At 69.2% G+C, this 12529-nt stretch carries 13 protein-coding genes; 10 read left to right on the top strand and 3 right to left on the bottom strand.

Annotated elements, in window-relative coordinates:
* Positions 1-7 precede the first annotated feature (7 nt).
* From BN977_RS08655 to BN977_RS08640, 4 genes are all read left to right on the top strand, one after another.
* Positions 8-844, top strand: coding sequence for a TatD family hydrolase (locus BN977_RS08655; RefSeq protein WP_036397156.1), 837 nt, complete (start codon positions 8-10; stop codon positions 842-844).
* 111 nt (positions 845-955) lie between these two features.
* Entirely contained in the window at positions 956-2077 is a 1122-nt protein-coding gene (locus BN977_RS08650; RefSeq protein ID WP_036397154.1) for a resuscitation-promoting factor, read from the top strand.
* Positions 2074-3000, top strand: a complete 927-nt coding sequence (gene rsmA / locus BN977_RS08645; RefSeq protein ID WP_036397153.1) for a 16S rRNA (adenine(1518)-N(6)/adenine(1519)-N(6))-dimethyltransferase RsmA — start codon at positions 2074-2076, stop codon at positions 2998-3000. Before BN977_RS08650 ends, rsmA begins: the two co-directional genes overlap by 4 nt.
* A complete protein-coding gene (locus BN977_RS08640) occupies positions 2997-4010 on the top strand; it encodes an asparaginase (RefSeq protein ID WP_084172450.1) in 1014 nt (337 codons plus the stop codon). The genes rsmA and BN977_RS08640 overlap by 4 nt, the downstream gene beginning before the upstream one ends.
* On the opposite strand, the gene BN977_RS08635 is transcribed toward BN977_RS08640, so the two are convergent.
* Positions 4000-4788, bottom strand: a complete 789-nt coding sequence (locus tag BN977_RS08635) for a serine/threonine-protein kinase (RefSeq protein ID WP_036397151.1) — start codon at positions 4786-4788, stop codon at positions 4000-4002. The two genes, BN977_RS08640 and BN977_RS08635, sit on opposite strands and share 11 nt — an antisense overlap.
* 62 nt (positions 4789-4850) lie before the next feature.
* Here BN977_RS08635 and BN977_RS08630 point away from each other — a divergent pair, with 62 nt between their 5' ends.
* The 4 genes from BN977_RS08630 (at position 4851) to BN977_RS08615 (ending at position 9528) form a co-directional block, all read left to right on the top strand.
* Entirely contained in the window at positions 4851-5807 is a 957-nt protein-coding gene (locus BN977_RS08630; protein ID WP_024455347.1) for a 4-(cytidine 5'-diphospho)-2-C-methyl-D-erythritol kinase, read from the top strand.
* Between the two features lie 280 nt (positions 5808-6087).
* Complete coding sequence (locus BN977_RS08625) at positions 6088-7725, top strand: fatty acyl-AMP ligase (protein WP_036397150.1); 1638 nt, start codon at positions 6088-6090, stop codon at positions 7723-7725.
* Positions 7726-7823: 98 nt separating this feature from the next.
* Positions 7824-8858, top strand: coding sequence for a 4Fe-4S binding protein (locus tag BN977_RS08620; RefSeq protein WP_036397149.1), 1035 nt, complete (start codon positions 7824-7826; stop codon positions 8856-8858).
* Between the two features lie 16 nt (positions 8859-8874).
* Entirely contained in the window at positions 8875-9528 is a 654-nt protein-coding gene (locus BN977_RS08615; protein ID WP_024455350.1) for a DUF998 domain-containing protein, read from the top strand.
* Here the strand turns inward: BN977_RS08615 and BN977_RS08610 are convergent.
* On the bottom strand, positions 9507-9998 hold the full coding sequence (locus BN977_RS08610; protein ID WP_036397148.1) for a DUF6611 family protein: 492 nt from the start codon (positions 9996-9998) through the stop codon (positions 9507-9509). The two genes, BN977_RS08615 and BN977_RS08610, sit on opposite strands and share 22 nt — an antisense overlap.
* A gap of 128 nt (positions 9999-10126) precedes the next feature.
* On the opposite strand from BN977_RS08610, the gene BN977_RS08605 reads away from it, so the two are divergent.
* Together BN977_RS08605 and BN977_RS08600 are read left to right on the top strand one after the other, a co-directional pair.
* Positions 10127-11116 carry an efflux ABC transporter ATPase subunit, DrrA-related gene (locus BN977_RS08605; RefSeq protein WP_234709525.1) on the top strand — a complete coding sequence of 330 codons (990 nt, stop codon included), beginning with the start codon at positions 10127-10129 and terminating at the stop codon, positions 11114-11116.
* Positions 11113-11952 carry an ABC transporter permease gene (locus tag BN977_RS08600; protein ID WP_024455353.1) on the top strand — a complete coding sequence of 280 codons (840 nt, stop codon included), beginning with the start codon at positions 11113-11115 and terminating at the stop codon, positions 11950-11952. Before BN977_RS08605 ends, BN977_RS08600 begins: the two co-directional genes overlap by 4 nt.
* Here the strand turns inward: BN977_RS08600 and pth are convergent, their stop codons facing one another.
* Complete coding sequence (gene pth, locus BN977_RS08595) at positions 11953-12528, bottom strand: aminoacyl-tRNA hydrolase (RefSeq protein WP_036397143.1); 576 nt, start codon at positions 12526-12528, stop codon at positions 11953-11955.
* Position 12529 lies beyond the last annotated feature (1 nt).

Genomic DNA, 12529 nt, shown 5'->3' with positions numbered 1-12529 from the left:
TGTACCGGTGAGCTCGAAGCGAGAGAAGCCGCCCGCTCCGGAGCCGCTGGCCCCCCTGATCGACGCCCACACCCACCTGGACGCGTGCGGCGCACAGACCGCGCAGGACGTCGCGGACATCCTGGACCGGGCCGCTGCGGTCGGGGTGCAGGCCGTGGTCACCATCGCCGACGACCTGGACGCCGCGCGCTGGGCCGCGCAGGCCGCAGGCTGGGATGACCGGGTGTACGCCGCGGTGGCGCTGCACCCCACCCGGGCCGATGCCCTCGACGACGCCGCCAGAGCCGAACTCGAAACCCTGGCCACCCAGGAACGGGTGGTGGCGATCGGGGAGACCGGGATGGACATGTACTGGCCGGGCAAGCTGGACGGCTGCGCGGACCCTGTACGGCAGCGCGACGCGTTCGCCTGGCACATCGACCTGGCCAAGCGGGCCGGCAAGCCGCTGATGATCCACAACCGCGACGCCGACGCCGAGGTGCTCGACGTGCTGGCCGCCGAGGGCGCCCCGGAGACGGTGATCTTCCACTGCTTCTCCTCCGACGCGGCGATGGCGAAGACCTGCGTGGCGAACGGTTGGATGCTGAGCCTGTCGGGCACCGTCAGTTTCCGCAACGCGCACGCGCTACGCGAGGCCGCGGGTGTCATCCCCGATGATCTGCTGCTGGTCGAGACCGACGCACCGTTCCTCACCCCGCACCCGTTCCGGGGCGCCCCGAACGAGCCCTACTGCCTGCCCTACACGGTGCGGGCGCTGGCCGAGCTGACCGGCCGGCCGGCGGCCGAAGTGGCCGAGGTGAGCACGGCCAATGCCCGACGCACCTACCGGCTGCCCGCCGCTTAGATTGGCGCCGACCATCGATCTTCGTTACCTTCCTGTTATAGAACGCGGGCGGCCAACCGGGCCGCGAGTTCCGCGGGCCCGCATGGGTCGAGAGCCGGGGACAACAGACTCTTGAGTGTTTTGAACAGAATCCATGAGGTGCGCTCGCCTGCGCTTCGGCTGCTCGTCGGCGCGCTGTTATTGACGCTGGCGTTTGCTGGTGGCATCGCGGTGGCCTCCCGCAAGACCGTGACGCTGACCGTCGACGGGGCGCCGATCACCGTGACGACGATGAAGTCCAAGGTCATCGACGTGGTGCGGGAGAACGGCTTCACCGTCGGCGACCGCGATGATCTCTACCCGTCCGCCGACACCCCGGTGCACGACGCCGACACCATCGTGCTGAGCCGCAGCCGCCCCGTCCAAATCTCCCTGGACGGTCAGAACAGCAAAGAAGTGTGGACCACCGCTTCCACCGTCCAGGACGCCCTGGCGCAGCTGGCGATGACCGATACCGCCCCCGCCGCGGCCTCCCGCGGCACCCGCGTTCCCCTGGCCGGTATGGCATTGCCCGTGGTCAGCGCGAAAACGGTGCAGATCGACGACGGCGGCGTGAAGAGCACCGTGCGTCTGGCCGCTCCCAACGTGGCCGGCCTGCTCGATGCCGCCGGCGCCCCGCTGCAACAGCGCGACACCGTCAACCCGCCTGCGTCGGCGCCCGTCGTCGACGGCATGCAGATCCAGGTGACGCGCATCCGGATCGAGAAGGTGACCGAGCAGCTGCCGCTGCCGCCGGCCAGTCGCCGCATCGAGGACGCCACGATGAACATGAGCCGGCAGGTCGTCGAAGATCCCGGCACCCCGGGCGTCCAGGACGTCACGTTTGCTGTGGCGAAGGTCAACGGGATTGAAACCGGGAGGTTGCCAGTAGCCAATGTCGTCGTCTCCCCGGCGCGCGATGCGGTGCTGCGGGTCGGCGCGAAACCGGGCACAGAGGTGCCGCCGGTGACCAACGGCGGCGCGTGGGACGCCATCGCGTCGTGCGAATCGGGAGGTAATTGGGCCATCAACACCGGCAACGGATATTTCGGTGGTGTCCAATTTGATCAGAACACATGGGAACGGCAAGGCGGTCTGAGGTATGCTCAGCGGGCTGATCTGGCCACCCGTGAGGAACAGATCGCGATTGCTGAAGTAACGAGGGCACGTCAAGGATGGGGTGCCTGGCCGGTGTGTAGTGGGAGGGTCCGATGACGATCCGACTCCTCGGGCGGACCGAGATACGGCATCTGGCGCGGGAGATCGATTTCCGGCCACGCAAGGCGTTCGGGCAGAACTTTGTCCATGACGCCAACACGGTGCGGCGCATCGTGTCAGCGTCCGGCATCCATCGCCAGGACTGTGTCCTGGAGGTCGGGCCGGGCCTCGGCTCCCTGACGCTGGGCCTGCTGGATCGGGGCGCGCGGGTCACCGCCGTCGAGATCGACCCGGTGCTGGCCCATCAGCTGCCCAAGACCATCGCCAACCATTCGCACAGTGAGATCAGCCGGCTGACGGTGCTCAACCGCGACATCCTCACCATCACCTCCGGTGATCTGGATGAACAGCCCACTGCACTTGTGGCGAATCTGCCGTACAACATCGCGGTGCCCGCGCTGATCCACCTGCTGTCCGAATTCCCGTCGATCAAGACGGTGATGGTGATGGTCCAGGCGGAGGTCGCCGAGCGGCTGGCCGCCGAGCCGGGCGGTAAGGATTACGGCGTGCCCAGCGCCAAGATCAGGTTCTTCGGCAATGTGCGGCGCTACGGCATGGTGTCGCCGACGGTGTTCTGGCCCATCCCGCGGGTGTACTCGGGTCTGGTCCGCATCGACCGGTACGAGACCTCCCCGTGGCCGACCGACGAGTCGTTCCGCCAGCAGGTGTTCGAGCTCATCGACATCGGTTTCGCGCAGCGCCGCAAGACCTCGCGCAATGCCTTCGCCGAATGGGCAGGGTCCGGCAACGAGTCGGCCGAACGGCTGCTGGCCGCCAGCATCGATCCCGCCCGGCGCGGCGAAACGCTGTCGATCACCGATTTCGTCCGGCTGCTGCAGCGCTCCGGTGAGCTCGCGGCCGAGGCGCCCGAACGGGAGCGGGTCGAGTCGGTCGACGACGCCGAGCCCTCGCTCAGCTGAGCGGAGCACGCCGGACCGTTCTGGTCGTCTTCACCGGCGGCACGATCGGTTCACGACGCTCGGGTGATGTCATCGGGCTGGTGCCCGGTCAGACCCGCCTGCTGTTGCAGGCGTACGGCGGTGCCGACGGGTTCGACGTGGTCGGCGGCGCCGACGGATTCGACGTCGTCGAACCGTTGTCGCTGCTCAGCGAGAACGCCCGCCCCGCGGACTGGACGGCGATGGCGGCCGCGGTCACCTCGGCGATCGGCCCGCAGCACACCGGCGTCGTCGTCACGCACGGCACCGACACGCTGTCCTACGGCGCCACCGCGCTGGCCTTCGCGCTGACCCACCTGGACGTGCCCGTCGTCGTCGTCGCCAGCAACCGGCCCTTGGATCACCCGGAAGCCAACGGGCACAGCAACTTCCGCGACGCCCTCGAGGTCATCGACACCGTGCCCGGCGGCGTCTACGTGACGTTCCGCAACCCCGACGGCGCCCGACTGGTGCACGCGGCCGCGCGGCTGCAACCGTCGACACCGCTGCGCCATTACGTGCACAGCGACGGCGAGGTGCCGATCACCGGCCTGGACCAGCTGCCGCACCCGCGGTTCGAGCCGCCGCCGTGGCCCGCCGGTCCCGTCCAGTTCGGGGCGCGCGTGCTGTATCTGCGTCCCTATCCGGGGCTCGACTACCGGGTGATCGATCCGGCCGGCTTCGACGCCGTGGTGCACGAGACGTATCACTCCGGTACCGCGTGCACGGTGGGGGCGTCGACCAGCGTCCTGGATTTCGCGGGCCGGTGCGCCGCCGCCGGCGTGCCGGTGTTCCTGGGGCCCGTCCCCGACGACGTCGCCGCCTATGAATCCGTGACCGGGTTCGCCGCGGCCGGATTGATCCCGTTCCGCTGGATGCGCGCCGAAACCGCTTATGTGAAAACAAGTTTGGGCACCGGGATGGGGTTGACGGGCGACGCGCTGGTCGAATTCGTCTGCCGTCGGGAGGTCGCCGGCGAGTTCACCCGGTGAGTGCCCGTTCGATCAGCGTCACGAACTCGGTGCAGGACGGGTAACGCGCATCCGGATCCTTGGCCATCGCCTTGGCCAGGATGGAATCGAACGCGTGCGGTATCCAGTCGAGGCGTGGGTGATAACGCGGCACCGGCGCGTTCACCTGCTGGTCGATCAGATCCTGCGCCGTGTCGGCGACGAAAGGCGGTGCCCCGATGAGGAGTTCGACGGCCGTGCAGGCCAGCGCGTACTGATCGGTGGCCGCGCAGGGGTGGTGGCCGGTGAGAACTTCGGGTGCGGCGTACGCCAGCGAGGCGTCGGCGTGCCCGGGGTGATGCCAGACATCTTCGGCCACGGCGTGCGCGATACCGAAGTCGACCAGCACGGCGCCCCCGGAATACGGCTGGGAGAGCAAGATATTCGCCGGTTTGACGTCACCGTGCACGATGCCACGCCGGTGGCTGTGGTCGAGGGCGCCGGCGATCTCGGTGAGCGCCCGCAGCCGGGCCCGGCGGTCGGTCAGATGGGTGACCGTGCCGCCGCGCGCCAGTTCCATGGCCAGCCAGCCGTCGCCCAGGCGGTACATCCGCACGATGTGCGGATGGTCGAGGCGCTGGGCGAAGGTGAACTCGCGGGCCAGCCGGTCCAGGTGCGGCGGCCGTCGGTAGCGTTCGTCGAGCACCTTGAGGGCGACCGGGTCGCCGCCGTCGCGCGGGTGCGCCCGGTACACGACGGCATAGCCGCCATGCCCGACCGCCTCGTCCGGCAGGTAGCCGCCGAACGCGGGACCGCCCACCGGTCCAGCCTGACAGCACCGGTTGTTGGCCGCAGACGATGCCGAGCGAATAAGGTCGTCCCGTGCGCTCATCAGACGGAAACACCGCGTCCGAGTGGGTGCCCACCGGTTCGGTCACCGTGCGGGTGCCGGGCAAGGTGAACCTCTATCTCGGCGTCGGTGACCTCCGCGAGGACCGGTACCACGAGCTGACCACCCTCTTCCACGCCGTGTCGCTGTTCGACGAGGTGACCGTGCGCAACGCCGATCTGCTGTCGGTGCACATGACGGGGGAGGGTGTGGCCGGGCTGCCCACCGACAACCGCAACCTGGCCTGGCGCGCCGCCGAGCTGATGGCCGAGCACGTCGGCCGCGCGCCCGACGTCGCGATCTCGATCGCCAAGTCCATCCCGGTGGCCGGTGGGATGGCCGGCGGCAGCGCCGACGCGGCCGCGGTGCTGGTCGCGATGAACACGCTGTGGGAGCTGGGCGTGGCCCGGCGCGATCTGCACGCGCTGGCCGCCAAGCTGGGCAGCGATGTGCCCTTCGCGCTGCACGGCGGGACGGCGCTGGGCACCGGCCGCGGCGAGCAGCTGGCCACGGTGCTGGCCCGCAGCACCTTCCACTGGGTGCTGGCCTTCGCCGACAAGGGGCTCTCCACGCCCGCGGTGTTCGGCGAGATCGACCGGCTGCGCGCGGCGCCGGACCGGGAGGCCCCGGCGCGGCTGGGCGATGTCGAGCCGGTGCTGGAGGCGCTGGCCGCCGGTGATCCGCGCGAACTGGCGGCCCTGCTGGGCAATGACCTGCAGCCGGCCGCGCTGAGCCTGCGCCCGGATCTGCGGCGCACGTTGCGTGCCGGGACGGAGGCCGGGGCGTTGGCCGGCATCGTCTCCGGTTCCGGTCCGACCTGCGCGTTCCTGTGCGCGTCGGCGGAATCGGCGGTCGAGGTCGGCGCCGCGCTGTCCGGGGCCGGGGTGTGCCGCACGGTGCGGGTGGCCAGTGGCCCGGTGCCGGGAGCACGGGTCATCGCCGAGGTGTGACCCATCCCTCAATTCTCGCGACAGTTTGGCAGTTACTTAAGGGTCTCTTAAGATGGCTGGCGGTGGAAACTAGCGCTTATCCGGCCGTTCCCTACGCAACAGAGCCGTTCGGGGGAACTGGGTTCGCTGGTTCATCACCGTTTCGAGACACAACTGCTTCCCAATTGTGTGCGCGCGCCTCTCGAAAAGTGTGCGCTAGCAGGCGGAATATAGGGAAACGTGCAATGACACTGGGGTCGACGTCGCCTGCGACGCGCCTCCAGACATTCAGGAGGTTGCCGTGAGCCGTTTTACCGACAAGATGTACCGCAGCGCCAGGGAGAGCGCTCGGGGCATGGTCACCGGTGAGCCGCACGACCCCATCCGCCACACCTGGGGTGAAGTCCACGAGCGGGCCCGCCGGATCGCCGGTGGCCTGGCCGCCGCGGGCATCGGGCCCGGCGACGCGATCGGCGTGCTGGCCGGCTTCCCGGTCGAGATCGCGCCCACCGCGCAGGGCGTGTGGATGCGCGGCGCCAGCCTGACCATGCTGCACCAGCCCACCCCGCGCACCGACCTGGCGGTCTGGGCCGAGGACACCATGACCGTCATCGGCATGATCGAGGCCAAGGCCGTCATCGTCTCCGAGCCGTTCATCGTCGCCATCCCGGTGCTCGAAGAGAAGGGCATCACGGTGCTCAAGGTCGGCGACCTGCTGGCCGCCGACCCCATCGACCCGGTCGAGACGGGCGAGGACGACCTGGCGCTGATGCAGCTGACGAGCGGCTCGACGGGCTCGCCGAAGGCCGTGCAGATCACCCACCGCAACATCTACTCCAACGCCGAGGCCATGTTCATCGGCGCCCAGTACGACGTCGACAAGGACGTCATGGTCAGCTGGCTGCCCTGTTTCCACGACATGGGCATGGTCGGCTTCCTCACCATCCCGATGTACTTCGGCGCCGAGCTGGTCAAGGTGACGCCGATGGACTTCCTGCGCGACACGCTGCTGTGGGCCAAGCTGATCGACAAGTACAAGGGCACCATGACCGCGGCCCCCAACTTCGCCTACGCGCTGCTGGCCAAGCGGCTGCGCCGGCAGGCCAAGCCGGGCGACTTCGACCTGTCCACCCTGCGCTTCGCCCTGTCCGGTGCCGAGCCGGTGGAGCCCGCCGACGTCGAGGACCTGCTGGACGCGGGCAAGCCGTTCGGGCTGCAGTCCTCGGCGATCCTGCCGGCCTACGGCATGGCCGAGACCTGCCTGGCGGTGTCGTTCTCCCCGTGCAACGCCGGCCTGGTGGTCGACGAGGTGGATGCCGACCTGCTGGCCGCGCTGCGCCGTGCGGTGCCCGCCAGCAAGGGCAACACCCGCCGGCTCGCGACGCTCGGCCCGCTGCTCAAGGATCTCGAGGCGCGCATCGTCGACGAGGACGGCAACGTGCTGCCGGCCCGCGGCGTCGGCGTCATCCAGCTGCGCGGTGAGTCGGTGACGCCGGGCTACATCACCATGGCCGGTTTCCTGCCCACCCAGGACGAGCACGGCTGGTACGACACCGGCGACCTCGGGTACCTCACCGAGGAGGGCAACGTCGTCGTCTGCGGTCGCGTCAAGGACGTCATCATCATGGCCGGGCGCAACATCTACCCGACCGACATCGAGCGGGCCGCGGGCCGCGTCGAGGGCGTGCGCCCCGGCTGCGCGGTCGCCGTCCGGCTGGATGCCGGGCACTCCCGCGAGACCTTCGCCGTCGCGGTGGAGTCCAACGCCTACCAGGATCCCGCCGAGGTGCGCCGGATCGAGCACCAGGTGGCGCACGAGGTGGTCACCGAGGTCGACGTCCGTCCCCGCAACGTCGTCGTGCTGGGCCCGGGCACCATCCCGAAGACCCCGTCGGGCAAGCTGCGCCGGGCCAACTCGGTCGCGCTGGTCACCGGCTAGTTCCGCCGAGCAGTCACAGACTCCCGCATTTCGCGCTCGAAATGCGGGAGTTTCTGTCTGTTCGGCAGAGCTGAGTATATATCTCTATACTCAGATGGATGACGGACAAACTCCCCGCGCGCCTGGCCGACCACCCCACCGTGCAGGCGGTGCGTGCCCGCGCCCGAGCCGCGGTGCCACCGGTGATCGACGCGGCGTGGTTGCGCCGGATCTGTCTGGACGCCGGAGCCGACGATGTCGCGTTCGCCTCGTTCGACGACCCGGCGCTGGCGTCGGAACGGGAGCACGCCGAGACCGCGCTGCCCGGGGTGCGCAGCTACATCTCGCTGGTGGTGAAGATGAACCGGGACAATGTGCGCTCGTCGGAGCGCAGCGTGGCCAATCAGGAGTTCCACCGCACCGGCGAGATCATCAACGAGGCCGCGCACCGCATCACCCGGACGCTGGAGGACACCGGTTACCGCGTGATCAACCCGTCGGCGACGTTCCCGATGGAGATGGACAAGTTCCCCGGCCGCATCTGGGTGATCGCGCACAAGCCGGTGGCCGTCGCGGCGGGCCTGGGCGTCATGGGCATCCACCGCAACGTCATCCACCCCAAATTCGGCAACTTCATCATCCTGGGCACCCTGCTCGTCGGTGCGCCCATATCCGAATACGGTGCACCACTGGACTATTCACCCTGCCTGGAATGCAAGCTGTGCGTGGCGGCCTGCCCGGTCGGCGCCATCGGCAAGGACGGCGCGTTCGACTTCATGGCCTGTTCGGTGCACAACTACCGGGAATTCATGGGCGGGTTCACCGACTGGGTGCAGACCATCGCCGACAGCGCCGACGCGGAGGACTTCCGGTCCAGGGTCACCGATTCGGAGAACGCCTCGATGTGGCAGAGCCTGTCGTTCAAGGCCAACTACAAGGCGGCGTACTGCCTGGCGGTCTGCCCGGCCGGGGAGGACGTGATCGAGCCCTACCTCGACGACCGCAAGGGATTCATGGACCTGGTGCTCAAACCGCTGCAGGAGAAGAAGGAGACGCTCTACGTGTTACCGAACTCCGCGGCCAAGGCGCACGCCGAGAAGCGGTATCCGCACAAGACCGTCAAGGTGGTGGACAGCGGGGTCCGGGGCCGCTGATCAGTAGGCTGGTTCGATGAACCGGCGTCTTCATGTGCTGTTCGGCTGGATCGCGGTGGCGGGCGCGGCGGTGTCCCTGCTGACCGTGCTGACACTTGACGCCGTGCTCGGCGGACAACCGCTGCGCGGCCGGACGTTGCGGCGTGCCACCATCTCCGAGTACGTGTTCACCACCGGTGGTTGGCTTTTCGTCACCGCGGTGCTGGCACTGGCGGCCGGATCGGCGCTGCTGCTGGTCGGGCTGATCCACGCCGGCCTGCTGACCCCGCGCTCACCCGGCTCGGTGTTGTTGGCGCTGTGGGTGATCGGGCTGCTCGGCGTGGTCGCCTTCCCCAAGCACAACTGGGCGGTCGGGCCCAGCGCCAGCGGTACCGTGCACCGGGTGGCGACGCTGCTGGCGTTCGTCGCACTGCCGGTGGCCGTGCTGGTGATCGCCCGTGGCCGCGAGGTCTGGGCCAGGACCGCGCGCTGGCTGGCCTGGGGATCGATCGGGTGGCTCGGCGTGCTGTTCGGGGCGATCGCGGTGGCCGCGGTGACCGAGCGGTCCTGGTGGCGGATCATCCCGCTCGGGCTGGTGGAACGGGGTATCGCGGGATTCGAGGTGGCCGCGGTGCTCGCGCTGGCGGTGTGGTTGATCCGCAGCGCGCCTCAGGCCGCCATCCGCTCGTAGACGCGCCACACCGCGGCCTCGTGGTCGGCGCCGGTGAGGTGGCGGTCGGCCAGGGCGAGCGCGGTGGCATGCCGCTTCAATTCGGTGAAGATGTCGGCCGTCTCGCGATCATTCACGCCGGCCATCCGCAGGACCGTCAAGGTGCGGACCTCGCGCCGGAACTGGTCCACGCACGCCATCGACACCGCACCGGCCGAAACCGCGGCGAAGGTGGAAAGCGTCAGCGCAGCAACGGTTCCCATGGTCGGCAGCAGGGCCACCTCCAGCACCAGCCACACCGCCATACCCCACGTCGGCCAGGCCCGCCAGACCCGCAGCAGGCGGCGCTGCTCGGTGGACAGGCCCGGGGGAAACACGACCAGCCGGTAGTGGGTGACGCCGTAGCGGGTGGCGGAGATGTGCAACGACCCCCACGAGCGGTCGCCGTCGATCAGGCGATGCCATCGGGTGGTCTGCGTGGCGGTGCTCATGGGTACCGGTCTACGCCGCGCCAGGGGTCCCAGCGGCGTCGTGAACGGAATCTTTACGGGATACGCGGCGATCTTGACGCCGGAAAAACGTTGGTGGGTTGTCGGGGTGCCTCGCTACGGTTGAGGTTATGGCCAGGGCGAGCGAAGCGACGGGGGAAGGCGGCATGCCGGCCATCGAGGCGATCGACCTCGTCAAGGACTTCGGCGCCAACCGCGCGGTCGACGGGGTGAGCTTCACGGTGCCGCAGGGTGCGGTGCTGGGCCTGCTGGGGCCCAACGGCGCCGGCAAGACCACCACGGTGCGGATGATGACCACGCTGTCGGAACCCACCAGCGGCACCGCCCGCGTCGCGGGGTACGACGTGCGGACCCACCCCGACATGGTGCGCCGCAACATGGGGCTGACCGGGCAGGCCGCCACCGTCGACGAACTGCTCACCGGCCGGGAGAACATCCGGATGATCGGCGGCCTCTACGGCATCGGCCGCAGGCAGCTCAGACAACTGGGGGACCGGCTGCTCGAACAGTTCGATCTGGTGGACGCCGCCGACCGTCCGGTGCGCGCGTACTCCGGCGGGATGCGCCGGCGGCTCGACCTGGCGGTCAGTCTGATCGCCGCTCCGCCCGTGCTGTTCCTGGACGAGCCCACCACCGGGCTGGACCCGCGCAGCCGCAGTGACCTGTGGGAGGTGCTGCGTGACCTCGTCGCGGGCGGCACCACGGTGCTGCTCACCACCCAGTACCTGGAAGAGGCCGACCAGCTCGCCGACGACATCGTCGTCATCGACCACGGCCGGATCATCGCCAAAGGCACACCGCTGCAACTCAAACAGCAGGCCGGCAATGCCAGCCTGGTGGTGACGGTGTCGCACGCGGCCGACCTGCCCGCGGCCCGCGAACTCCTGAGCCGCTCCGGGGCCGAGGTGCACGTCGACGCCGGTGCCCGGCAGCTCACGGCGGCGGCCGACGGCATCGCCGAGCTGACCCGGGTGGCGAACTGGTTGCAGGACAACGCCATCGAGGTCGACGATATCGGGCTGTCGCGGCCCAGCCTGGATGACGTGTTCCTGTCGCTCACCGGGCACCGCGCCGAGGACGCCGAGGAGGTAGACGCGTGACCGCCGTATCGGAGAAGGCCACCGCGCAACCGGTGATCCGGCCCACCAACATCGCCCAGCAATCCTGGATCATGGTGAAGCGCAACATGATCCACACCAAGCGCATGCCCGAGATGCTCAGCGATGTCACGGTGCAGCCGATCATGTTCGTACTGCTGTTCGCGTTCGTGTTCGGGGCGTCGATCGCCACCAGGGGTGGGGCGTCCTACCGGGAATTCCTGCTGCCGGGGATCCAGGCCCAGACCATCGTGTTCACCGCGTTCGTCGTCGCATCCGGGATCACCGCCGACGTCGAGAAGGGCATCATCGACCGGTTCCGCTCCCTGCCCATCCGGCGGTCGGCGGTCCTCATCGGGCGCAGCATCGCCAGCCTGCTGCACTCGTGCATCGGCATCGTGGTCATGGCGATCACCGGGCTGTGCATCGGCTGGCGCATCCGCGGCAGCGTGGCCGAGGCCGTGCTGGCGTTCGCGCTGATCCTGGTGTTCGGGTTCGGGATGATCTGGTTCGGCATCCTGGTCGGCTCGTTGATGCGCTCGGTCGAGGCGGTCAACGGCGTGATGTTCACCGTACTGTTCCCGATCACGTTTCTGGCCAACACGTTCGCGCCCACCGAACCGATGCCGCGGTGGTTGCGGGTGGCCGCGGAATGGAACCCGGTGTCCTCGCTGGCCCAGGCGATGCGGGAGTTGTGGGGCAACGGCCCGGCGGCCCCGCCCGATGCGCAACTGCCGCTGCACCACCCGGTGCTGGCGACGGTCGCGTGGTCGCTGGCGATGACCGCGGTGTTGGCGCCGTTCGCGCTGCGGGCCTACGCCCGGCGCACGTCGGACTGACTACCAGGCGTGCACGGTGTTCTGCGCGGCCTCCAGGCCGACCTGCAGCAGCAGTTCCGTCGCATCCGCGGCGTTCTCGCACAACAGCGGAACCTCGGGCCGCTCAACGGAACTGAACGTCTCCAGCACGAAGGCGGCGGGGTCCTTGCGCCCGGGTGGGCGGCCCACGCCGATGCGCACCCGCTGAAAATCCTTGGTGCCCAAGGCGGAGGCGACCGAGCGCAGCCCGTTGTGGCCGCCCTCGCCGCCACCGAGCTTGAGCCGGACCCGGCCGAAGTCGATATCCAGCTCGTCGTGCAACACCACGATGTCGGCGGGCGGCACGGAATAGAACTTGGCCAACGGCCCGACCTGACGGCCGGACTCGTTCATGTACACCCGGGGCTTGGCCAGCACCACGGACCGGCCGCCCAGCCGGCCCGTGGCGACGTCAGCGCCGGATTTCTTGTGCACCTTGAAACCGGAGCCGATCCGACCGGCCAGGATGTCGGCCACCATGAAGCCGAGATTGTGCCGGGTCTTGGCGTAGTTGGGCCCGGGATTGCCGAGCCCAACCACCAGTAACGGCTCGCCCAAA

Origin of the sequence: Mycolicibacterium cosmeticum (genome assembly GCF_000613185.1) — a bacterium.
GTDB classification, from domain to species: Bacteria; Actinomycetota; Actinomycetes; order Mycobacteriales; family Mycobacteriaceae; genus Mycobacterium; species Mycobacterium cosmeticum.
The sequence above is the reverse complement of the archived record's forward strand: the minus strand, read 5'-3'. Positions and strand labels throughout refer to the sequence as shown.

Excerpts from the sequence above, each read along its gene's own strand:
- rsmA (WP_036397153.1), top strand. The coding sequence starts at position 2,074 with ATGACGATCCGACTCCTCGGGCGGACCGAGATACGGCATCTGGCGCGG.
- BN977_RS08620 (WP_036397149.1), top strand. The coding sequence starts at position 7,824 with ATGACGGACAAACTCCCCGCGCGCCTGGCCGACCACCCCACCGTGCAG.
- BN977_RS08615 (WP_024455350.1), top strand. The coding sequence starts at position 8,875 with ATGAACCGGCGTCTTCATGTGCTGTTCGGCTGGATCGCGGTGGCGGGC.
- BN977_RS08610 (WP_036397148.1), bottom strand. The coding sequence starts at position 9,998 with ATGAGCACCGCCACGCAGACCACCCGATGGCATCGCCTGATCGACGGC.
- BN977_RS08605 (WP_234709525.1), top strand. The coding sequence starts at position 10,127 with ATGGCCAGGGCGAGCGAAGCGACGGGGGAAGGCGGCATGCCGGCCATC.